Source organism: Prevotella sp. oral taxon 475 (assembly GCF_018127805.1).
Taxonomy (GTDB): domain Bacteria; phylum Bacteroidota; class Bacteroidia; order Bacteroidales; family Bacteroidaceae; genus Prevotella.
The window spans coordinates 2,291,854-2,313,555 of sequence record NZ_CP072334.1 but is presented as its reverse complement, the minus strand read 5'-3'; the positions used below and the strand labels follow the sequence as shown (position 1 = coordinate 2,313,555).

At 49.2% G+C, this 21,702-nt stretch carries 18 protein-coding genes and 1 pseudogene; 15 read left to right on the top strand and 4 right to left on the bottom strand.

Annotated elements, in window-relative coordinates; translation table 11 throughout:
- Positions 1 to 17 precede the first annotated feature (17 nt).
- From nrfA to J5A66_RS09200, 9 genes and pseudogenes are all read left to right on the top strand, one after another.
- The gene (gene nrfA / locus J5A66_RS09240; RefSeq protein WP_211790321.1) at positions 18 to 1,502 is read left to right on the top strand and encodes an ammonia-forming cytochrome c nitrite reductase; all 1,485 of its coding nucleotides are present in this window, start codon (positions 18 to 20) and stop codon (positions 1,500 to 1,502) included.
- 304 nt (positions 1,503 to 1,806) lie between these two features.
- Positions 1,807 to 3,084 (top strand): annotated as a pseudogene (locus J5A66_RS09235) (cytochrome c biogenesis protein ResB).
- Positions 3,081 to 3,869 (top strand): cytochrome c biogenesis protein, encoded by a 789-nt coding sequence (locus J5A66_RS09230; protein WP_211790320.1) that lies wholly within the window; start codon positions 3,081 to 3,083, stop codon positions 3,867 to 3,869. The pseudogene J5A66_RS09235 and the gene J5A66_RS09230 overlap by 4 nt, the downstream one beginning before the upstream one ends.
- 695 nt (positions 3,870 to 4,564) lie before the next feature.
- Positions 4,565 to 6,337, top strand: coding sequence for a fimbrillin family protein (locus tag J5A66_RS09225; protein ID WP_211790319.1), 1,773 nt, complete (start codon positions 4,565 to 4,567; stop codon positions 6,335 to 6,337).
- A gap of 376 nt (positions 6,338 to 6,713) precedes the next feature.
- Positions 6,714 to 7,841, top strand: a complete 1,128-nt coding sequence (locus tag J5A66_RS09220) for a DUF6261 family protein (protein ID WP_211790318.1) — start codon at positions 6,714 to 6,716, stop codon at positions 7,839 to 7,841.
- 280 nt (positions 7,842 to 8,121) lie between these two features.
- Positions 8,122 to 9,006, top strand: coding sequence for a YitT family protein (locus tag J5A66_RS09215; protein WP_211790317.1), 885 nt, complete (start codon positions 8,122 to 8,124; stop codon positions 9,004 to 9,006).
- A gap of 236 nt (positions 9,007 to 9,242) precedes the next feature.
- Positions 9,243 to 9,560, top strand: coding sequence for a DUF3467 domain-containing protein (locus J5A66_RS09210; protein ID WP_211790316.1), 318 nt, complete (start codon positions 9,243 to 9,245; stop codon positions 9,558 to 9,560).
- A gap of 51 nt (positions 9,561 to 9,611) precedes the next feature.
- Positions 9,612 to 11,054, top strand: a complete 1,443-nt coding sequence (locus tag J5A66_RS09205) for a lipopolysaccharide biosynthesis protein (RefSeq protein WP_211790315.1) — start codon at positions 9,612 to 9,614, stop codon at positions 11,052 to 11,054.
- On the top strand, positions 11,051 to 11,959 hold the full coding sequence (locus J5A66_RS09200; RefSeq protein WP_211790314.1) for a beta-1,6-N-acetylglucosaminyltransferase: 909 nt from the start codon (positions 11,051 to 11,053) through the stop codon (positions 11,957 to 11,959). Before J5A66_RS09205 ends, J5A66_RS09200 begins: the two co-directional genes overlap by 4 nt.
- Before the next feature lie 136 nt (positions 11,960 to 12,095).
- Here J5A66_RS09200 and J5A66_RS09195 read toward each other — a convergent pair whose 3' ends face one another.
- The 4 genes from J5A66_RS09195 to J5A66_RS09180 all read right to left on the bottom strand — a co-directional run bounded on the left by J5A66_RS09195 (position 12,096) and on the right by J5A66_RS09180 (position 15,858).
- Positions 12,096 to 13,013: a hypothetical protein gene (locus tag J5A66_RS09195; protein WP_211790313.1), complete on the bottom strand. Its 918-nt coding sequence runs from the start codon at positions 13,011 to 13,013 to the stop codon at positions 12,096 to 12,098.
- Between the two features lie 2 nt (positions 13,014 to 13,015).
- Positions 13,016 to 13,957, bottom strand: coding sequence for a DUF6175 family protein (locus J5A66_RS09190; RefSeq protein WP_211790312.1), 942 nt, complete (start codon positions 13,955 to 13,957; stop codon positions 13,016 to 13,018).
- Between the two features lie 10 nt (positions 13,958 to 13,967).
- Positions 13,968 to 14,477, bottom strand: coding sequence for a hypothetical protein (locus J5A66_RS09185; protein ID WP_211790311.1), 510 nt, complete (start codon positions 14,475 to 14,477; stop codon positions 13,968 to 13,970).
- Between the two features lie 85 nt (positions 14,478 to 14,562).
- Entirely contained in the window at positions 14,563 to 15,858 is a 1,296-nt protein-coding gene (locus J5A66_RS09180; protein ID WP_211790310.1) for a hypothetical protein, read from the bottom strand.
- Between the two features lie 756 nt (positions 15,859 to 16,614).
- On the opposite strand from J5A66_RS09180, the gene rpsL reads away from it, so the two are divergent.
- The 6 genes from rpsL to rplD all read left to right on the top strand — a co-directional run bounded on the left by rpsL (position 16,615) and on the right by rplD (position 21,690).
- Positions 16,615 to 16,998 carry a 30S ribosomal protein S12 gene (rpsL, locus tag J5A66_RS09175; protein ID WP_009231178.1) on the top strand — a complete coding sequence of 128 codons (384 nt, stop codon included), beginning with the start codon at positions 16,615 to 16,617 and terminating at the stop codon, positions 16,996 to 16,998.
- Between the two features lie 272 nt (positions 16,999 to 17,270).
- Complete coding sequence (gene rpsG / locus J5A66_RS09170; protein WP_211790309.1) at positions 17,271 to 17,747, top strand: 30S ribosomal protein S7; 477 nt, start codon at positions 17,271 to 17,273, stop codon at positions 17,745 to 17,747.
- A gap of 23 nt (positions 17,748 to 17,770) precedes the next feature.
- Positions 17,771 to 19,885, top strand: coding sequence for an elongation factor G (fusA, locus tag J5A66_RS09165; protein WP_211790308.1), 2,115 nt, complete (start codon positions 17,771 to 17,773; stop codon positions 19,883 to 19,885).
- A gap of 94 nt (positions 19,886 to 19,979) precedes the next feature.
- Positions 19,980 to 20,285: a 30S ribosomal protein S10 gene (rpsJ, locus tag J5A66_RS09160; protein WP_211790307.1), complete on the top strand. Its 306-nt coding sequence runs from the start codon at positions 19,980 to 19,982 to the stop codon at positions 20,283 to 20,285.
- A 161-nt stretch (positions 20,286 to 20,446) separates the two neighbouring features.
- Positions 20,447 to 21,061: a 50S ribosomal protein L3 gene (gene rplC / locus J5A66_RS09155; protein ID WP_211790306.1), complete on the top strand. Its 615-nt coding sequence runs from the start codon at positions 20,447 to 20,449 to the stop codon at positions 21,059 to 21,061.
- Positions 21,061 to 21,690, top strand: coding sequence for a 50S ribosomal protein L4 (gene rplD, locus J5A66_RS09150; RefSeq protein WP_305792203.1), 630 nt, complete (start codon positions 21,061 to 21,063; stop codon positions 21,688 to 21,690). The genes rplC and rplD overlap by 1 nt, the downstream gene beginning before the upstream one ends.
- Positions 21,691 to 21,702: the final 12 nt, after the last annotated feature.

The window sequence follows — 21,702 nt, the reverse complement described above, 5'->3', positions numbered from 1 at the left end:
AAAAACTGAAAAGATATATGGCAAAGCAATTAAAACGTTGGCAGGGCTGGATGCTCTTCGGCGGCTCGATGGTTGTCGTCTTTATCCTTGGACTGCTGGTCTCTTCTCTGCTCGAACGCAGGGCTGAGGTGGTGAGTATCTTCAACAATCGAAAGGTGAAGATGGAGGGAATCGTTACCGACAACTCGAAGTTTGCCGGCGATTTTCCTCGCGAATACGAAACATGGCGGCAGACGGCAGACACTACTTTCAAGAGCGAATTTAATAGTTCGAACGCGGTAGACGTGTTGGCCCAACGCCCCAATATGGTGATTTTGTGGGCGGGCTATGCTTTTTCGTGGGAATATAACACACCGCGCGGACACCATCATGCCGTGGAAGACATGCGCGCCATTCTGAGAACGGGAGCTCCCGGCGTAACGGAAGGAAAGGAACCGCAGCCCGGCACGTGTTGGACTTGTAAGGGTCCGGACGTTCCGCGACTGATGAAAGAACATGGCGTGGGGGCTTTCTATCAGGCCCAATGGTCGAAGTGGGGAGATCAGGTGATGAATAGCGTAGGCTGTTCGGACTGTCACGACTCGAAGACGATGGATTTAAGACCGGCCCGTCCGGCCCTTTACGAGGCTTGGCAACGGGTGGGGAAGGATGTGAACAAGGCTTCACATCAGGAGATGCGATCGCTGGTTTGTGCACAATGTCACACCGAATACTATTTTAAAAAGGGTACCAACTATCTCACTTTCCCCCAGGACAGCGGTATGACGGTAGAGGCCATCGAACGGTATTTCGATGCACAAAACTATTCCGACTACACTCACGCGCTCAGTAAGGCTCCTATCTTGAAAGCACAGCACCCTGGTTACGAGATTCATAAAATGGGTATTCATGGGCAACGTGGGCTTTCCTGCGCCGATTGTCACATGCCTTACATCAACGAAGGTGGTGTGAAATACACTGATCACCACATTATGAGTCCGCTGGCGCATATCGAACGCACTTGTCAAACGTGTCATCGGCAGAGCGCAGAGACGCTTCGGCAGAATGTTTACGAACGTCAACGCAAGTGCAACGAGATCAGAAACCGAGCCGAACAGGAACTGGCTACGGCGCATATCGAGGCGAAGTTTGCTTGGGACAAGGGGGCTTCGGCGAAGGAAATGGAGCCGGTGCTGAAGTTGTTGCGGAAGAGTCAGTGGCGTTGGGACTTTGCTGTGGCTTCCCATGGAGCTTCTTTCCATGCTCCACAAGAGGTGATACGCATCCTTTCGCATAGTTTGGACTATGCCAATCAGGCTCGATTGAGAATCTCGAAGGTGCTGGCACAACACGGTTTCACGGGAGATGTGCCCATGCCCGACATCTCCACCAAAGAGAAAGCCCAGGCTTACATCGGTTTGGACATGAAGAAACGTCACGCCGATAAGGAGAAATTCCTCAAGACGGTCGTACCGCAGTGGGTGAAAAAGGCACAAGCTGCGGGCCGGTCGGTCGAGATTTAAGATGTTGTAGTAAAGGCAGTAAAGGGAGATGAGTTGTAAGGAGCTGTGCTTTTTATGCATCTTGCGGGTCTCATCGAGGCCATCAAGAGAGGTTAGAGGCAAGAAGGAAATACGCTCTCTCTAAAGCCTTAAGTGCCTATCGAAGGCGATCAATAAAGAAGAAAGAAATAAGGAGCTGCACGATATTTATATAATAAGGTGAGAAACGCGTTGAAGAGGAGGGGCCGCACAGGCTGTTGCGGTGACTGTTCTCTGGGCGTTTCTCTCCTTTGTTGTGAATAGTCGGGTTGCTATTGATTGAAGTATGTGGAATAAACCTTGGAAACTGACAGAAGGTTTCCTCATCGGTGGCGGACTGGTGGTTGTGGGTCTGCTGTTGTAGATCTCTGTCGGCGGAATCAATTGGGAGGCCTTTGCCTTTCCTGTCAACATCGTTTTGCTGGCCGTCTATTGGTTGGCAATGATGGCCATGTATGCCCTTCGGGGGCGCGTTTATGCCTTTCGCTTCGTCACGTCCTATGCATCGGCCGTTCCGGCGTTGGTCTATGCCGTGGTGTTAACGGTCATCATGGGACTGACGCGACAGGTTCCCGAGGGACATCCCTCGGCCGATCCACTCGGATTGTCGAAGATGCTATCGCAATGGGCTTTCGTATGGGTGTATCTTTGGCTGTCGGTTATCGTGGCCCAGGCAACGATTCACCGATTGGTTCACTTTCGGTGGCGCGACGTTCCTTTCTTGCTCAACCACACCGGACTGCTCGTTGTGCTGCTTTGTGCCACCTTGGGCAACGCCGATATGCGACGATTGAAGATGACTGTTCACCTCTCGTCGCCCGAATGGCGGGCTACTGACAATAACGGGAAGGTGTACAGCCTGCCCATCGCTATGCAACTGAAACGGTTTACCATCGAGGAATATCCGCCCAAGTTGATGTTGGTAGACGCAAAGACGGGGAGTCCGATTCCCAAGGAGAAACCTGCGACGTTGTTGTTAGATAGCGCTTTTCGGTCGGGTAGTCTGATGGGATGGCACATTCGACTGAATCAGCGACTTGACGAGGCGGCTCCGCTCATGACGAGAGATACTACTAACTATCTGCCTTGGCACTCTTCGGGAGCTGTTTGCGCGGTGAACATCACGGCTACATCGCCCGATGGCCGACTGAAAAAGACGGGTTGGACCACCTGCGGCAGCTATCACTTTCCCTATCAGGTGCTCTCACTCGATGGAAAAGTGTGCATCGCCATGCCCGAACGCGAGCCGCAACGATATGTTTCCACCGTGGAGGTAATGACGAAAGCTGGTCTTCACGCCGTCGAACGCATCGAGGTGAATCGGCCGCTGAGCATCGAGGGATGGAAGATCTACCAGCTGTCTTACGACACGCAGATGGGAAGATGGAGCGAGACGAGCGTGCTCGAACTGGTGAGCGACCCGTGGTTACCTTTCGTCTACGCCGGATTGGGGATGATGATGTTGGGAGCCGTGTGTATGTTTTTATCGCTGCAACGCCGGAAATCTTCTTCCGTCGTCGTCTCGAAGGCAAACCCTGAAACAGAGAAAGGACTGCAAGAATGACTTGGAACCATTTTATCTTCTTCGCCATCGCCAGTGTGTTGCTTTGGGCAGCCGGAGCCCTGGCCGCCTGGAAAGGTAAAAACCGCACGGCCGTTGCTGCCACCGTGGCCGGACTGTTGGTGTTTTTCAGTTTTATCATAGCCCTTTGGATGTCGCTCGAACGTCCACCGTTGCGCACCATGGGCGAAACCCGTCTGTGGTATTCGCTCTTCTTGCCCTTTGCCGGTGTGGCCGTTTTCGTGCGTTGGCGTTACAAGTGGATTCTCTCTTTCAGCACTTTGCTCTCTGCCGTATTCATCGGTGTGAATCTGCTGAAACCCGAGATACACAACAAAACCCTCATGCCGGCATTGCAAAGTGCGTGGTTTGCACCCCACGTCATTGTCTATATGTTTGCTTACGCTTTGCTGGGAGCCGCCGCGGTGATGGCCGTCTATCTACTGTTTTTCAAGAAGGAGGCACCCACTGCCGACGAACTCGATATCAGCGACAACCTCGTCTACGTAGGTCTGTCGTTTATGACGCTGGGCATGCTTATGGGTGCGCTGTGGGCCAAAGAGGCTTGGGGGCATTATTGGGCGTGGGACCCGAAGGAAACCTGGGCTGCCGCTACGTGGATGGCCTATTTGGCCTACGTGCATTTTCGTAGGGCGCGTCCCGGTAGCATCAAGCCGGCTTTGTATATGCTACTGGCGTGTTTCGTGTTGTTGCAGATGTGTTGGTGGGGCATCAACTATCTGCCCGCGGCACAAGGGGCTAGTGTGCACACCTACAGTATGGACTGAACATTCGATACTGAGTATTCTATATTGAATATTCCGGCGGCGAGAAATCTCCTCCGTTTGTTTGCCCATCCCGATTTTATTCTCTACCTTTGCCCCCGTGAAACAAAATGTGTTGACATATCGGCAGAGCGGAGGGCAGAAAAGGGCGAACTTTTCTGCATCTTTTAACGCCTTTTCTTTGGTAGTCTCCCAGAAAATGACTACCTTAAACACACACACACACACACACACACACACACACACACACACACACACACAATGTTCGCACCTATTGTAGTGTAAGATTTTTTAGCTTTCTCTTACGCGCGCGCGAAGCGGGCGCAACCCCCATAAGCAAAGGGCTCTTCGGAGCGGCCTTTGCTTCTTTTTTCGTGCCCATGAGCCAAGGGGCGGAAAGAGAAACAACGCCGATTTTTCACCTTTTAAATATTAGAGATTTATGAACAGACAAGAACAACAACGCCCTGCTAGAGAGTTTACTCTGCAAGGTTTACCCAATGGGCAACCGTACACCGCACCATGGTGCCGTATAATTCCTTTAGAGAGCGAGGACTTTATATGTGTTTCGGGTGAACTTGACGAACAAGGTTCTGAGGAAGAAGAATGGGAGGAAGACGAAGAGATTGCCCCAGGATGGCAGGACCGCTTAGACAAGTGGTAGTTTATTTAAAAACAGTAAAACAAAAAATTGAAAGATGATGAAGACAATTATTAGAAACAGTGGCTTCGCCTTATTGTTATTTGCAGGCTTAATGTCTGCATGTAGCAGCGACGAGAGTATAGCAAATCAAGAGCAGTTGGTTGATTTTGGAGACGAAGTAACGTTTACCATTACTACCGAAAAGTATGAATCCGCCAATTCGGCAACTCGCGCCACTTGGAACGCAATCAAACCAACAATGGTAGACATGGGCAACGGACTTGTGGCTGAAATGAGTATTGAAGAAGACGAGGAACCCGAGACTCGCGCTGTAGATATGTCCGAGGGGCGTTATACCATTTATGCGATGGATGCAGCCGGTGTTAATCGCATTCCGGGGGCCAATAAAAAACTAACTGGTAAGATGCAAGGCGGTGTATTTATAAAAGACCCCGGATCGCGTCTACAGTTGGCCAGCGGAACCACCTATACCTTTGTGTGCATCAGCGACGGCGTGACCGATAACGGCACCTCGCTATCCTTTACCAGCGGAACCAAAAATCCAATGATAGGCAAAACGGTAAAGGCTCTTACCAACACCGACCGAAAAATCAAGTTTGAAATGAAGCATCTTGCGGCCCGCGTTCGGTTCAAGATCGCGGCTTATACAGAAACCACCGATAACATTTCGTTCAATATCACCTCTGTCGCAGCACATCAAATAACGAATAAGTACGACCTAACAGGCAACCTCATCACCAGCGAGTCGGGTAGCATCGTCCCCATTCCCTACACTATGCCTGCCACTCTTACCGAGATGGATAAAACCTACGTAAAAGCCCATCGTTGGCTTACCGACTATCTCTACGTTCGCCCCAGCATGCTTGTCAACGAATTACAACTGTCTTTCAACGGTGGCGAACTCTACAAAGGGATAGATATGACGGGCAACAAAGTGCGTAACGGGAGCTTTCAGGCTTTAGACCGCAACAAATCCTACACGATCAGTCTCAAGCCACGTCCGCATGTTATCTATCTCTTCAACGACGGCACTAACGGAACTCTTGCCGAGAAAGGCTCGCGAATTCCGGTAGGCATTCTCACCAGGGAGAAAATGAAAAACCGACCGGGTACGGCAGCCGCCCTTTCGGTGTCGCCAACAAGTTGGTTATGGGAAGATTTGGTGGCAGCAGGTGTAGCCGATGGGCCGAGAAACAAAGTGGCCAGCGAAAGCTTGATTGTACCAGGTCCTCCTCAAAGTGGAACCATGATGGAAACGAATGGTTACGAACTGACATGGGATAAAACAAGCACCGTGGACGATAAGAAACGAGCAGACGAATCAACACAATATCCGGCATTCCATTGGGCAGCCCATTATTCGGTAAGCAGCATTACTCCCGCCTCTGGTATTGGCAAATGGTACATTCCTGCATTAGGAGAAATGACAGGATATTGGGATGATGAAAACCATGGCCTCTACAATCAATTTTTGGATAGTCCAAGCTTTAGTGCAAGTTCTGGCAAATGGGGTTATCATGTTGCCAATCCAGGAACTGATGATGCACGATTCTCTCTTGGTTCTACAGGTGGACACATTGATAAGCTGTTTTCTGCATTTACCGATGCGGGCGGCCTGCTTCCTGCTGACACTTTTTTGTGGACGGCCTCCACTGCCAATAATTCCGCTCTTGGACAAAACATGCCCATCGCAATAAAGTTTGTAACGACGATACTTCCGTCCGGCCCCGTGGGAGCAACTGCGGAAGCTGATGCCATGCCCAAGAATACGGCCAGCATCTACGTGCTACCCTTTGTGCACTTCTAAGGGCTACTGAGCGACTCAGTAACGCCACGGAGACCAAAATGGCGAAATTGAGCGACTCAGTAACGTCGCGGAGACCAAAATGGCGAAATTGAGCGACTCAGTAACGCCGCGGAGACAAAAATGGCGAAATTGAGCGACTCAGTAACGCCGCGGAGACAAAAATGATGAAATTGAGCGACTCGGTAACGCCGCGGAGACCAAAATGATGAAATTGAGCGACTCAGTAACGTCGCGGAGACCAAAACGACGCTATTGAGCCGCTCAATAACATCCCTTAAAATAGAAAATACACTTTTGACAAACTTGTTTACGACATGGCGGCCTTGAGCTGCTTTGAAAGTTAAACCATTTTTTAACCCTTTAAAAAAACAAGAACATGGAAAAGAACAAATTACCCAGGTTCGTGAAAATTGAAGGCGGCAATTGCGCCCGATTTTCCAATGTGATGCACATGCAGTACCATCGTCGGCTCTACGACCAAGTGGTGGCGGTAGACAAAGAGAAGCTCAAGCTGACGGATGCCGTACTGGCAGAATGGCGCGAGGCCATCGATCAGGAGGTGGAACTCAACAAAGAGGCCACGCAATCGGTGCACACCGCTCGGCTGGTGAAACTCGATGCCGAGCGCGACCGGCTGCTGACGAACTTCTTCGGCGTGATTCGCATCCAAAAACTCTCGCCCGTGGCGGCTATACAAGAGGCTGCCCAGCGCGCGGAGGTGATTTTCAAGCCCTACGCCGGCATCCAGAACGAGGCTCTCGAGGCCGAAAGCGGGCACATCGCCGGGATGTTTGAAGATGCCAAGAAATGCACCGCCGATCTCACCACGCTGGGGCTCACGGCCGTGCTCTCGCAGCTGCGCACGGTGAACGGCGAGTTTGAACAGCTGGGAGCCACTCGCCGGCATGAAGCCGTCGAGGCCAAACGGCCCAGCGCCACGGCCATTCGCCCCAAAACGGACGAGGCACTCGAGTTCGTCGTTCAGCACATTCAGGGCAGCTACCTCTTCTCTACCGTCGAGGCCGATCGGCTGCTGATCTACTCGCTGGCCGCGGAGATGAATAAAATTACGGCCGACTTTAAAGCCAGTCATAAGTCCAGCGATGCCCAAAAGAAAAAGCATCCCAGCGACGGCGGCGGGAAAAAGCCTGGTGGCAATCCTGGCGGAGGTAATCCCGGCGACGGTAAAAAGCCCGATGGTGGCGGGAAAAATCCCGGCGGAAATCCTGGTGGCGGCGGAAAGACGCCCAATCCTGGCAAAGAACCCGGAAAGGATCCCGAGAAGGAAAAAGAACTGGACGAAATAGAAAAGATGCTCACTCCGCTCATCCCTGCCTTTGAGAAAGAGATTGGGGATCGTCCCGGCTCTCTCTCCTTCGCCCGCGAAGTGGTGGGCACGGGCAAAGATCGCCGCTTTAAATTCTACAACACTCGCACAAAGGTGTGGACCTGGGCCACACTCCGCGCCGACGGCACCCTCGCGCCGTGGGGGGCGGAGCCGTAGGAGGAGTTAAGGAGTGAAGGAGTGAAAAGGAGTTAAGACATTAGCTTGTTAGTTGACGAGTTAACAAGGGGTTCCAGTTAACAAGTTAACGAGTTGACAAGTTAACGAGTAGATTTGCTTTTTGATTGACGAGTTGGCAGGAAGGTTGCTTCCTTGTCAACTCGTCAACTTGTTCACTCGTCAACTAAACCCCTTGTCAACTTGTTAACTGGAACCCCTCGTCAACTAACTCATTTTTTCGATTCAATTTTGTAACTTTGCCGCATCAATCCATATTTCTATGCTGAATCTAAGAAAATACACCGTTTTGAAAGACTATCTGTTGCTGACCATTGCCATGTTGATAGGTAGTTTGGGCTGGGTGATCTTCCTTTTGCCCAATCATGTGACGACGGGCGGACTGCCCGGACTGGCTTCCATCTTGTATTGGGGATTAAAGATTCCGGTGCAGGTGACGTTCCTGGGGGCCAACATCCTTCTGTTGCTCATCGCGTTGAAAGTGCTGGGATGGCGATTCTGTTTGAAAACGCTTTATGCTGCGGTGATGTTTACGATTTTTAGTGCGATGGGCCAACACTGGATGGAGGGCTCGACGTTGTTGCAGGGTCAGCCGTTTATGGCTATTGTGCTGGGGGCGGCGTGCTTGGGAAGCACCGTCGGACTGGGACTGGCTTGCAATGGAAGCTCGGGCGGTACGGATGTGATTGCGGCGATGATCAATAAATATTATGACATCTCGCTGGGGAAGCTCATCCTGCTGGTAGACATCTCGGTGGTGACGACGAGCTATCTTGTGCTGCGCGACTGGGAACAGGTGCTCTACGGATATGTCTTTCTCTTCGTGTCGTCGATCTGCGTGGATAAAATCGTGAATATGATGCGGCAGTCGGTGCAGTTTTTCATCATCTCTGAGAAATACGAGGATATCGGACATGCTATCAACGTGAGCGCACGCCGTGGTTGTACCACCATCAGCGGACAGGGGTTTTACTCGGGCAAAGAAGTAAAAATGCTTTTCGTGCTGGCCCGACAGACGGAGGCATCGACCATTTTTTCGATTATCAATGAGATCGATCCTGCCGCATTCGTCTCGCAAAGTGCGGTGATCGGCGTCTACGGTTTGGGCTTCGATAAGTTTAAAACGAAGAGAAAAAAGAAAATGTAGATTGAAGAGGTGACGAGTTGACGAGTTGACGAGTTAATAAGTTAACAAGTTGACGAGTTAACAAGTTAACAAGTTAATGAGTTGATAAGGAAGTTACCTTTCTGTCGACTCGTTCATTAAAAACAAACTTCCTCGTTAACTTGTTAACTTGTAAACTTGTCAACTCATCAACTTATCACCTCATCAACTTATCACCTCGTCACCTAATTACCTCGTCAACTTAACAACTAAAAAATATGAACACTCAAGAGAACCCCGTTCCATTTGAATTGGAACTGAAGCCCGAGATTGCCTCGGGTGTGTATTCCAACTTCGCGCTCATCTCCCATTCGCATAGCGATTTTGTGGTAGATTTCGCTCGAATCCTGCCTGGTATGCCCAAACCTGAGGTGTGCAGCCGAGTGATTCTTGCGCCCGAACACGCCAAACGACTGCTTCATGCCCTGCAAGAGAACATCTATAAGTACGAACAGGAGTTTGGAAAGATTCAGATGCCCGAGGCCGAAGCGCGCGTCATTGCTCCTTTCAACATAGGCGGGAAGGGCGAGGCATAGACCAACAAAGAGGCGACGTGAAGAGGAAAGGCAACTTTTGCAGGTGAAAAGATGGAGTCGTTAAAAGAAAAAACAGCTAAAGGACTCTTCTGGGGAGGTATGAGCAACGGCGTGCAGCAGGGCGTTGGCCTCGTCTTCGGCATTGTCTTGGGACGTCTGCTCTCACCTTCCGACTATGGCATGATTGCCATGATCACTATCTTTTCGCTGATCGCCGTAGCCTTGCAAAACAGCGGTTTCACGGCGGCCCTTGCCAATCTGGCGCATCCCCGGCATGAAGACTACAACTCCGTGTTTTGGTTCAACGTCTTCATGGGCGTGGGACTCTATGCCCTGCTCTTCTTTTCCGCACCGCTCATTGCCGCCTATTACCGCCAGTCCGCCCTTGTATGGCTCTGCCGATACGCTTTTCTCAATATTCTTTTTTCGTGTTTGGGAACGGCGCAGGCAGCTTATCTCTTCAAGAACCTCAACACCAAACAGCAAGCTCAAACAGGAATGACAGCCGTGTTGCTCTCAAGCATCATCGGTGCCGCCATGGCCTGGATGGGCTTTTCTTATTGGGCCCTTGCCACACAGACCATCGTTTTTACGGCCACCAACACGCTTTTGCTTTGGCATTATTCGCCTTGGCGACCCACAAAGCACATCGATTTCGCACCGGTGCGCAAGATGTTTCGCTTCTCGTGCAAGATTCTGGCCACCGCCATCACCACGCACATCAATAATAACATCCTCAATATCCTGCTCGGACGATATTTCTCAGTGCAGGATGCGGGGAGTTACAATCAGGCTTATCAATGGAATTTTAAATGTTTTTCTCTCGTTCAGGGAATGGTGAACATTGTGGCGCAACCCGTTTTGGTAGATTTGAACGGAGACCAGGGCCGACAGTTGCAAGCCTTTCGCAAGATGATGCGCTTCACGGCATTCATCTCCTTTCCGTTGCTTTTTGGTTTGGCACTTGTGGCCAAAGAGTTCATCGTGCTGGCTCTGACCGAGAAATGGCTCGTCAGCGTGCCTCTCCTGCAGATCCTTTGCATCAGCGGTGCAGTGATGCCACTCTGCACATTGCTCTCGAATATGATTCTCAGTAAGGGGCGTTCCAACATTTTCTTCGGCTGCACATTCTGTCTCGGTGTCGTTCAGATCGTGTTGATGCTTGCCATTTGGCCGTTGGGCATCCGCACGATGGTGATGACCTACACCGCACTCAATTTGCTTTGGCTCTTTGTTTGGCATGCGTTCACACGCCGACTCACAGGCTACACCCTCCTCTCGTTTCTCAGCGACATTCTTCCTTTCGCCCTTTCGGCTCTCGGAGTGATGGTGCTCACGGGTCTGCTCACCCGTTCCATCTCCTCGTTGATACTGCTTCTCACTGCGCGCATCCTTCTTTCGGTCCTGCTTTATTATGTCGTGATGCGCCTGGCCCGTGTGAAGATACTCGACGAGTGCACCTCTTTTGTTCTTCAAAAAATCAGGAAACGGTGACCCTTGCCTTTCTCATTTCTGCCCATACCGATCCCGTTCATTTGGCCCGATTAGTAAAAAGTCTGCCCGAAGACGCGGCTTTCTTCATCCATGTTGACCTGAAAACCGACCTCACCCCTTTTCTTCCGTTGGCCGAAGACCCCCGTGTGCATCTGCTTCGCCGGCGTATCAACGTGGTGTGGGGCAGCATTCGACAAGTAGAATATCAAATGGAACTGATTCGTGAGGCTCTTTCCACTGGTCCTTTTCATCGCCTCATCGCCATCAGCGGACTGGATTATCCGCTTTGGAGCAATGCTCGTATCGTCGAATTCTTCAGCCATCTGGGCGACCGAGAACTCTTGCAAGGCATCCGTATGACCCATCAAGGCACGGCCGCAGCCAACTATCGTCGATACAGATGGCTCAATGCGCACCCCTGGAAGCCGGGAACGATGGCCAACCAACTGCGTGTGGCCCTTCAATGGTTGATCTATGGGGCCGGCTTTCGCAAGCCCCTATCGTTTCGCAGTCAAGGGGTTGAATATCATTTGCATAAAGGAGCCTCGTGGTGGGGCATCTCTGGCGAGTTGGCCGCTTATGTGCTGCACGAGTGGGACACGAATAAGAGACTCGTCAACTACTTTTCTACGGCCTTCTGTCCCGACGAAACCTTTATTCAGACCGTCGCCTTCAACAGTCGGTTTGCCTCTCGTTGTCTGTTGCAAGAAGGCCGTTATACCTCTCTGGCAGCCTTGACACCGCTCACCTACATCGACTACGATCCCGTTATCAAAGTGCTGACGGAAGAAGATTGGCCCGTTTTGCAGCAGTCGGGAAAGATGTTTTGTCGAAAAACCATGACGGGAACGAGCGACGCACTCTTAGATCGCATCGATCGAGAGCGACAGTTCTCAACCCTGTAGCAGGGGAGATCCATACTTTAGTCAAGCCAAATGAACCCTGCCAAGCCTACTTGAGCATGGGCATGGCAAAAAAAAGGCATTTTCGAGGAACGAAAAAGAACAAAAAACGGCACCATTAGATGCCGTTTTTTGTTGATTACCACCAACGGTGAATATGATAAGTCACCCGCGGTTGATTCTTCGCATAGGCAGCCGCTACATGTTCAATCGCTTTCAGACGCGCCATTTCCACCTTTACTTCGGCGTCGAACTGTCGGTCTTCCACCTGTTGGCGACGTTTCGTCACACTGGCAACGAAGGCCTTTACCTGCGGATAACAAGCTGCTGAAGGAGAAATGTCGCCCAGCATCTCGGCAATCATCAAGGCATTTTCTTCAGTCTGTGCCGCAGCCCACAAAGCCTTAGCCTGCATCAAAGTCTTTTCTGCATCGGCATAGACCATCTTCTTATAGAGAGTATTCATTTGGGCGAAAGCCTTCTTAAAATGAACACATTCCTGCGGAATGGCAGATAATTCGAAAAGAGCCTCATCGAATTTGCCGGCCGCCTCCAACGCTTGAGCTTTGGCCATGATGGCTGGAGCGTGCTGATTATAATAAGTGATAATCTTTGTTTTCGCGTTTCTCACTAACGATTGCACCTTCTCCGATTGAGTCGGAAGCTGCTTAACGGCGTTGACCAGTGCCTGACTTTCTGTTCGTCCCACTCCTTTGAGGGTTTGCGAAGTGGAAGAGTAGCATTTGCCATCGATGCCATCGCCGATGCCCAAGTGCATTTCCACCTCGTAAACCACCTTTGTCGGGGCTGTGGATAGCACCTCTTTGCCCGTCACATTCAATTGTGCAGCCAGCACAAACCGCCCGTTTTCCGATGCACTAATGCCTTCTCCTGTTGTGAGAATGTTGTTCAATCGGGCCAACACCATATCTAATACACGCTCGTCCGTCCCGCTTATGCCGCTTTCAACATAAGGAGTCAGATGGATTTGGGCCTTTGCAGAGCCCATCCAACCCATTAAACCGAGCCATACGATTATCATTAACCTGCTTCTCATCTTTATTTTCCTCCTATCACAATCGTTGCTTCTCCCAGTCCTTTCATCATCAGTTTGTTGGCAATCCCTTTGGCAGACAGTTCTTTAGACAGATCTTTGGCCCACCGTCGGGTGTCTAAGGCCACCTCAGTGCCAGGCAGATACAGGGGGATGCGCACCTGTTCGAAGTTCATCATATTCTCCGTTGCATCGAGCAGGGAGAAACTTTTATTGACGGTGTGATTGCTCACCCACTCTTCAATGAAGTCGGCCAGCGTGCCACCGTTTAAGTCGTCTTCAAGATTTTTGGGCGAGTCGTTCCATACTTTGATGTTCAACGCTACCTCGCGACCCTTATTGGCCATGTCGGTAAAATAGGTCATCAGTTCGCTGTTCAACTGGTCCATCCCCCCTTCTACCGCACTTTGCAACATCAGTTCTGTTGTTTCGCTGATGGTAGGCTCTGTCGTTCCCGATAGGGCGGCCACCTGTTTGTTGGTGTAAGCATCCAAAGCGCGCAGGTTAAAGGTGAGCGACTTGCGCATACCGATTTTATTCACCTTCCAATACAGTTCGAGAATGATGTCGCTTTTGGCGCGTTTCTTGAGTAGATCTAAAGGCGATTCGGCCAGGCCCTCTCCATTTTTAGAAGTCGTTGCCATATCTTCGGCCGAGGCGTTGGCCAGCGACTTCACCGTCTGTTCCATGTCTTTGAGTGGGAATCCCCGTTGTTGCATCATGCTACCGATGGTCGTAACGGCCACTTTCAGTTCTCCACTATTCTGAAAAGCCTTCACATAGTCGGGCACAACTTGGTTTTCTCCCATGTTATCAAAATGCTTCACAAACCCATTTTCGTTGCACCACACATCTCCGGGAACCACCATCAAGGTGGGTTTCTTAGCTTGTGAGAAAGCCCCTACCGCACAGCAGAGGGCAGCAAATAATAGCCATATTCTTTTCATATTCATTCAATTAGAAGAGGAAATCCAGCCCCTTGATGATTTTATCGTTTTCCAATCGTTTGCGCAAGGCATCATAGTTCACCATCACCACCATGCCAATTTTGTAGCCACCCTTACGCATCTTGATGACATCTCCGGCCAAGAGCTCCCCTTTATTGGTCAGTTGCACATATTGTAGATACTGTCCCGAGTTAAAGAAGTTGTCGAAATAAGCCTTATGGGCTTCGTAGCCTTCGGGCACCAGAGCCTTTTTCCCCTTGTCGGAAGCCGTTTTCCCCAGTCCGGCATACCCTTTAAAGATGATGCCATGCACAGCGTTTTCCATGCAAGAGTTGGTGGTTATCTTTTCACGTCTGCCGTAATTCCACACCTTGATGATGCAATATCCCTGTTGTGCGGGCACATTTCCTTCGAACGACTCTATTTCATAGAGATACTCTTTCTTGTCTACCTTGTTGCCGGCATAGGCCGTCCAGCCCAGAGACAACAGAAAAACCAGAGAAAATAAGATTCTTTTCATACTGCTTGTAGATTTGGATCGAAATACATTGAAAAAGCGCATGAGAGCCCTCCTCCATATGTTGATGGATAAAAATGTTATGTTTCTATTTCGCCTGACGAATTAGCATACCGTCCATGAGTTTCTTTGCATTGCCTTTAAACAAGGTATATTCCAGTTGTTCGTCGGTGTCAGCTTTCTCATCGCCGTCGCTTGCGGCATCCTCCGATTGGATGTCGGTGCCATAACGGTTGTCCCACACCTTACCTTTGATGGCGGTTATGTCGCCCGTCTTTTTGTATTCGGTGGTGCCGTCTTCCTTTTGTATCAACTCGAAGACATCGAATTTTTCGCCGCCTTTCAAGCCTTCTTTCTTGCCGATATAGGCAATGATCTGATCGCCTTTGATGTGCAGAGGCGACATCGTCTTGAAGACATCATATTTCTTTTGCAGTTTAGCCATCGCTCCATCCGTGGCCCGCACCGTGGCCCGTTCGATCAGCCTGCTGTCATGATTGTTGTTGAGGGTTACTTTGAGGGTAGCCGGTGCATAATCCCACGTCTTCCCGACATATTTCAGTCGATATTTCCCCTCATCGATGAGCTTCTGCGGCGATTGGTCGGCATAGGCCATCTCGAAAGCATCCTGTGTCTCTTTATCCCAATCCAACTGAAAAAGATAGCTGGTGGTCTTGACAAAATAGCCCTTTAGCGTAGAGCCTGCCAGCGAAGTGGCCGTTCCTGCAAGAGAACCAATACCGCCTAAGTACGCCCCAATGGCGTTGGTGTAGGCCGAAATTTGCGCCATCAGCTCTTCGGCGGGTAGGTAAGAATAGCGCGTCACCATGACAAACGTGTTGGGAATCAGCTCTAAAGCCGCAGCACTTACAATCTTATCGACACCACCTTTTACCAGTGTAGCCTTGTCTAAATCCTCTTTACTGGCATTCTGAAGGCCGCGCTCTTTGATGAGTTTGAAACCAAACTGATAGGTGTTAGCTTGGTTCAGGTCTTCTACGCCATACCATTTGGCAATCATTTTATTGGCCGTATGGTTCTGCTCAAAATACTTCATCAGGCGCGCAATGTACTCGTTGTCGCTCAGTTTCCCCTTTTCTTCGGGAGCAGCCACCTGTTTTCCGGCCGCCTTCATCAGGCCTCCTAAGCCCTTTTTTGTACCCTTTCCGGTCAGCTCTGCCGCCGCTTTCAGGTCTGCTTCGCTAATTGTTAGACCGTCGATCTCTGCGATACGAGCTCCTACACAGTGGTCGTCATACTTGTCGGGAGTGGGCATCTTGCTGAAGGTGTTCACCACAATCGCCTCGGCACCTCCCGTCATTTTTCTATCCTCTATCATCATGGTGTAAAGAGAACTGCGGCGATACTTGGCATCTTTGGTCATTTTTTGAGCATGGGCCATGCTCGCTGTGCAACATAATAATGCTGCAAATAAGGTAGTTGGTTTCATCTTTTGTTGGATGTTAGGATAACGCTACAAAGATAATGATTCTTTTTCTTTTCACGGGGGATTGAAGAGACATTTGATAATAAAAATAAAAATTGCTTGAAAATCATGCTTTTTCATCTTCTCCTCCTTGGGTTGACTTGGCGTGGAAATTCTTTTCCTCAAATGTGGAAGATAACATGCTTATACTCAATAGGTTGCCGATGTGTTTTCAAAAGCTTAGTTTTTGAATGTCATTCTCTTAGCTTTGATGTTGCGTTTTCTTAGCTTTTACGATGCGTTTTCTTAGCTTTTGCAAAACCATCTTTTTCAGATGATCAGACGAAATGGGGTGGGTGAAATTTCCACCTTATTATATATAGGGGCTCAACACGTTTCGAATCGCCCGATTCAAAACGTATACAAAAGGCAGACTCTTGTGTGTGAAAAAAGGATAGGGTAGAGGGCGTTTTCTGAGAGGCCGGCGATGGATAAAAGTTTTCTTTTCTCTCGAAAAGAGAAAGATGGGTTGGTAAATTAAAATAATGGTGGTTATATATTGTTAAAACAAAGAGGTGAGCGGGATTCCGTTTGCCTATATATTAGGTAGTGCCGATAATTGTTCGTAACTTTGCACCCCGAAATGCACTTCTCGTGCAGTTTCATGTCGTAGATAATAACGAAAAAAGAATATATAAATTTAAAAGTAAAATTATGCCTACTATTTCACAATTGGTAAGAAAAGGCAGAAAGGTGCTTGTCGACAAGAGCAAATCGCCGGCATTGGACTCATGTCCGCAGCGTCGTGGCGTTTGTGTGCGCGTCTATACAACCACCCCTAAAAAGCCTAATTCGGCAATGCGTAAAGTTGCCCGTGTTCGTTTGACCAACCAAAAGGAAGTGAACTCCTACATTCCGGGAGAAGGTCACAATCTGCAAGAGCACAGCATCGTGCTCGTTCGCGGTGGTCGTGTGAAAGATCTTCCCGGTGTTCGCTATCACATCGTTCGCGGAACGTTGGATACTGCTGGTGTGGCCAATCGTACGCAACGCCGTTCTAAATACGGTGCTAAGCGACCGAAGGCAGCCAAGAAGTAAAAGAAACGTTCAGGCAGGTTTTTAAGTTTGTGAGCACTTTAGTCGGTAAGTCTTGCCCTTGCAAGCACTTCAGGACTGTGGCGAGAGAATTTGCCGGGTCTCACTTGCTTAAAATCCTTTGCCCGAAACAAAAAGTAGGGTGGTCACTTGAAAGCCCCAATCATTATTCATTGTTTTGCTGGTGATTTGTTAATAAAAGGTTGAGTAAACCTCCGAGAGCGGAAGTTGAAGAACAATGACAACCCCATGCAGACTTTATTTTTCAAAATAAAATGAGAAAAGCAAAACCCAAGAAACGCGTGATCCTTCCCGATCCCGTGTTCGGCGACCAGAAGGTCTCCAAGTTTGTTAATCACTTGATGTACGATGGCAAAAAGAATGCTTCGTATCAGATTTTCTACAACGCCCTCGATGTGGTGAAAGTGAAGATGGAAAAAGAGGAAAAGTCTCCCCTTGAAATATGGAAGACGGCTCTGGACAATATTACTCCGCAGGTGGAAGTGAAGAGTCGGCGCATCGGTGGTGCGACTTTCCAAGTTCCTACCGAAATTCGCCCCGATCGTAAAGAGAGTATCTCGATGAAAAATATGATCTCCTATGCACGCAAACGCGGCGGAAAGAGTATGGCCGACAAATTGGCTGCCGAGATTATGGATGCTTTCAACAATCAAGGCGGTGCCTACAAACGTAAGGAAGATATGCACCGCATGGCAGAAGCAAACCGCGCATTCGCTCATTTCAGATTCTAATATATATAATAGGTATAAAGACAATGGCAAATCGCGATTTACATTTGACACGCAATATCGGCATCATGGCACACATCGATGCCGGAAAAACCACTACTTCGGAGCGTATCTTGTTCTATACGGGAAAGACCCACAAGATAGGCGAGGTGCACGATGGCGCCGCTACGATGGACTGGATGGCACAAGAACAAGAACGAGGCATCACCATCACGTCTGCTGCAACCACATGTAACTGGAATTACAATAACAAATCATACAAAATCAACCTGATCGACACTCCGGGACACGTCGACTTTACCGCCGAGGTGGAGCGTTCGCTGCGTGTTCTCGACGGAGCAGTTGCTACTTATTCGGCTGCAGACGGTGTTCAGCCTCAGTCGGAGACGGTTTGGCGTCAGGCAGACAAATATAACGTGCCGCGTATCGGTTACGTGAACAAGATGGACCGCTCTGGTGCCGACTTCTTTGAAACCGTGCAACAGATGAGGGATATCTTGGGAGCGAACCCTTGTCCGGTGCAGATTCCCATTGGTGCAGAAGAAAACTTCAAGGGTGTTGTTGACCTCATCAAGATGAAAGCTATCTTGTGGCACGACGAAACTATGGGAGCCGAATACAGCATCGAAGAGATTCCTGCCGATCTGCTGGATGAAGCCAAAGAGTGGCGTGACAAAATGATTGAGAATGCTGCTAACTTCGACGATGCATTGATGGAGAAGTATCTCGAAGGCGTGGAGCCTACGGAAGAAGAATTGATGGCGGCTATTCGCAAAGCTACCATCTCGATGGATCTCACACCGATGGTGTTGGGCTCTTCTTACAAGAATAAAGGTGTTCAGCCGCTGCTCGATTATGTTTGTGCATTCCTGCCCTCTCCGTTGGATACGGTGGCGATCGTTGGTACCAATCCCAATACCGAGGAGGAAGAAGAACGCAAACCGTCTGAAGAAGCTCCTACTTCGGCGCTCGCTTTCAAGATTGCTACCGACCCGTTCATGGGCCGTTTGGTGTTCTTCCGCGTCTATTCGGGTAAGGTAACGGCCGGTTCGTATGTCTACAACGCTCGTTCGGGTAAGAAAGAACGTATTAGTCGTCTGTTCCAGATGAACTCTAACAAGGAAATTCCTATGGAGTCGATTGATGCCGGCGATATTGGTGCAGGCGTAGGCTTTAAGGATATTCGCACGGGAGATACGCTTTGCGACGAGAATGCACCGATTGTTCTCGAGTCGATGTCGTTCCCCGACACGGTGATCTCTATCGCTGTTGAACCTAAGAGCCAGGCAGACGTTGCCAAATTGGATAACGGATTGGCGAAATTGGCCGAGGAAGACCCCACGTTTACCGTTCGTACCGACGAGCAGAGCGGACAGACCATTATCTCGGGTATGGGCGAATTGCACCTCGATATTATCATCGACCGTCTGAAACGCGAGTTCAAGGTAGAGTGTAACCAGGGTAAACCTCAGGTGAACTACAAAGAGGCCATCACGAAACCTGTCACTCTGCGTGAGGTTTACAAGAAACAGAGTGGTGGTCGTGGTAAGTTTGCCGATATTATCGTTACCGTTGGACCTAAGGATGAAGACTATACAGAGGGCAACTTCCAGTTCATCAACGAGGTGAAGGGCGGAAACGTGCCCAAGGAGTTCATTCCTTCCGTACAGAAAGGTTTTGAAAATGCAATGAAGAACGGTGTGTTGGGTGGTTATCCGATGGAAAATCTGAAGGTGACTTTGACCGATGGATCGTTCCACCCGGTAGACTCCGATCAGCTTTCGTTCGAATTGGCAGCCATCAACGCTTATAAGAATGCTTGTCCGAAAGCAGGTCCTGTACTGATGGAGCCTATCATGAAGGTAGAAGTTGTTACTCCAGAGGAGAACATGGGTGATGTGATCGGCGACTTGAATAAGCGTCGTGGTCAGGTGGAAGGTATGGACGAGGCCCGTAGCGGTGCACGCATCGTGAAAGCCCAAGTACCTTTGGCAGAGATGTTCGGCTATGTTACCGCCCTGCGTACCATTACTTCGGGTCGTGCAACCAGTTCGATGGAATACGATCACCATGCTCCGCTGTCAAGTTCTATCGCAAAAGCAGTTCTTGAAGAAGTGAAAGGCCGCACAGATTTGGTATAACAAGAAATCAAAAGGATGGGGCATCGCTTAGCGAATGACTCTTAAGCGATGTACTCCATTCTTTTATATACATCATTAAAACAAAATTATCGATATGAGTCAGAAAATCAGAATTAAGCTGAAAAGCTACGATCACAAGTTGGTAGACAAGTCAGCAGAGAAGATTGTGAAAGCAGTGAAAACCACTGGAGCCATCGTTAGCGGCCCTATTCCATTGCCTACACATAAGCGTATCTTCACGGTGAACCGTAGTACGTTCGTCAACAAAAAGTCGCGTGAGCAGTTCCAATTGCAAGATTTCAAGCGTTTGATCGATATCTATAGCTCAACAGCAAAGACGGTAGACGCGCTGATGAAACTTGAATTGCCCAGTGGCGTAGAGGTAGAGATTAAGGTGTAAGACAGATGGGCTCGTGAGAGCCATACTTGGGCCTATGAGCCGAAATGTTATGTCGATTGAACGACAGGCGTTTGTTGGCAAACAAGATTCTCGTAAATTAGAGTCTGTTCTATAACAGATCAACTGATCAACAATTTTATTTTTATTAATATATTATTGAAATGCCAGGATTAATTGGAAGAAAAATCGGAATGACATCCGTTTTCAGTGCCGACGGTAAGAATGTTCCGTGCACTGTTATCGAAGCTGGTCCTTGTGTTGTAACCCAGGTAAAGACCGTAGAGAAAGACGGTTATGAAGCAGTGCAACTCGCTTTTGGTGAAGCTAAAGAAAGCAGAACTACAATGCCGATGGCAGGAGTCTTCAAAAAAGCAGGTACAACACCGAAGAAGCACTTGGCCGAGTTCAAATTTGATACCGAATACAATCTCGGTGATACCCTCACGGTAGACCTTTTTGAAGGTGTAGAGTTTGTAGACGTGGTAGGAACCTCTAAAGGTAAGGGTTTCCAAGGAGTTGTTAAACGTCATGGATTCGGTGGTGTAGGTCAGAGTACACACGGCCAGGATGACCGCGCTCGTAAACCGGGCTCTATCGGTGCATGTTCTTATCCCGCTAAAGTGTTTAAGGGTATGCGCATGGCAGGCCAAATGGGAGGTGATAGAGTGACAACTCAGAACCTGAAAGTGTTAAAGGTGATTCCTGAACACAACCTTATCCTCGTGAAAGGAAGTGTGGCTGGATGCAATGGTTCAACCCTTTTAATTAAGAAATAATGGAAGTTAGCGTATTAAATATCAATGGTCAGGAGACCGGAAGAAAGGTTACGTTGAACGAAGCCATCTTCGGTATTGAGCCTAATGACCACGTTCTCTATCTCGATGTGAAGCAGTATCTCGCTAACCAGCGTCAAGGTACTGCCAAGTCCAAAGAGAGAAGCGAGGTAAGCGGTTCTACTCGCAAACTCGGTCGTCAGAAAGGCGGCGGCGGTGCACGTCGTGGTGACATCAATTCGCCTGTGCTCGTTGGTGGTGGACGTGTGTTTGGTCCTCAACCTCGTGATTATGGTTTCAAGCTGAACAAGAAAGTAAAACTCCTCGCCCGTAAGTCGGCGTTATCTTATAAGGCCCAGGAAAATGCGATTGTTGTCGTTGAGGATTTCGATTTGACAGCCCCCAAAACAAAAGATTTTGTAAATATCACTAAGAATCTTAAAGTTGAGGGTAAGAAGACGCTTGTTCTTTTGCCAAGTGTGAATAAAAATGTATATTTGTCGGCTCGTAACTTGCAACGTTCAGAGGTGATGACGGCACATGCACTCAATGCTTACAAAGTTTTGAATGCAGATGTGCTTGTTGTGACTGAAAAGTCGTTGGAGGCTATCGATGGAGTCTTAAATAAATAAGGAGACAAAAAG

Coding starts and splice junctions, on each gene's coding strand:
- nrfA (WP_211790321.1), top strand. CDS start 18: ATGGCAAAGCAATTAAAACGTTGGCAGGGCTGGATGCTCTTCGGCGGC.
- J5A66_RS09230 (WP_211790320.1), top strand. CDS start 3,081: ATGACTTGGAACCATTTTATCTTCTTCGCCATCGCCAGTGTGTTGCTT.
- J5A66_RS09225 (WP_211790319.1), top strand. CDS start 4,565: ATGATGAAGACAATTATTAGAAACAGTGGCTTCGCCTTATTGTTATTT.
- J5A66_RS09220 (WP_211790318.1), top strand. CDS start 6,714: ATGGAAAAGAACAAATTACCCAGGTTCGTGAAAATTGAAGGCGGCAAT.
- J5A66_RS09215 (WP_211790317.1), top strand. CDS start 8,122: ATGCTGAATCTAAGAAAATACACCGTTTTGAAAGACTATCTGTTGCTG.
- J5A66_RS09210 (WP_211790316.1), top strand. CDS start 9,243: ATGAACACTCAAGAGAACCCCGTTCCATTTGAATTGGAACTGAAGCCC.
- J5A66_RS09205 (WP_211790315.1), top strand. CDS start 9,612: ATGGAGTCGTTAAAAGAAAAAACAGCTAAAGGACTCTTCTGGGGAGGT.
- J5A66_RS09195 (WP_211790313.1), bottom strand. CDS start 13,013: ATGAGAAGCAGGTTAATGATAATCGTATGGCTCGGTTTAATGGGTTGG.
- J5A66_RS09190 (WP_211790312.1), bottom strand. CDS start 13,957: ATGAAAAGAATATGGCTATTATTTGCTGCCCTCTGCTGTGCGGTAGGG.
- J5A66_RS09185 (WP_211790311.1), bottom strand. CDS start 14,477: ATGAAAAGAATCTTATTTTCTCTGGTTTTTCTGTTGTCTCTGGGCTGG.
- J5A66_RS09180 (WP_211790310.1), bottom strand. CDS start 15,858: ATGACCAAAGATGCCAAGTATCGCCGCAGTTCTCTTTACACCATGATG.
- rpsL (WP_009231178.1), top strand. CDS start 16,615: ATGCCTACTATTTCACAATTGGTAAGAAAAGGCAGAAAGGTGCTTGTC.
- rpsG (WP_211790309.1), top strand. CDS start 17,271: ATGAGAAAAGCAAAACCCAAGAAACGCGTGATCCTTCCCGATCCCGTG.
- fusA (WP_211790308.1), top strand. CDS start 17,771: ATGGCAAATCGCGATTTACATTTGACACGCAATATCGGCATCATGGCA.
- rpsJ (WP_211790307.1), top strand. CDS start 19,980: ATGAGTCAGAAAATCAGAATTAAGCTGAAAAGCTACGATCACAAGTTG.
- rplC (WP_211790306.1), top strand. CDS start 20,447: ATGCCAGGATTAATTGGAAGAAAAATCGGAATGACATCCGTTTTCAGT.
- rplD (WP_305792203.1), top strand. CDS start 21,061: ATGGAAGTTAGCGTATTAAATATCAATGGTCAGGAGACCGGAAGAAAG.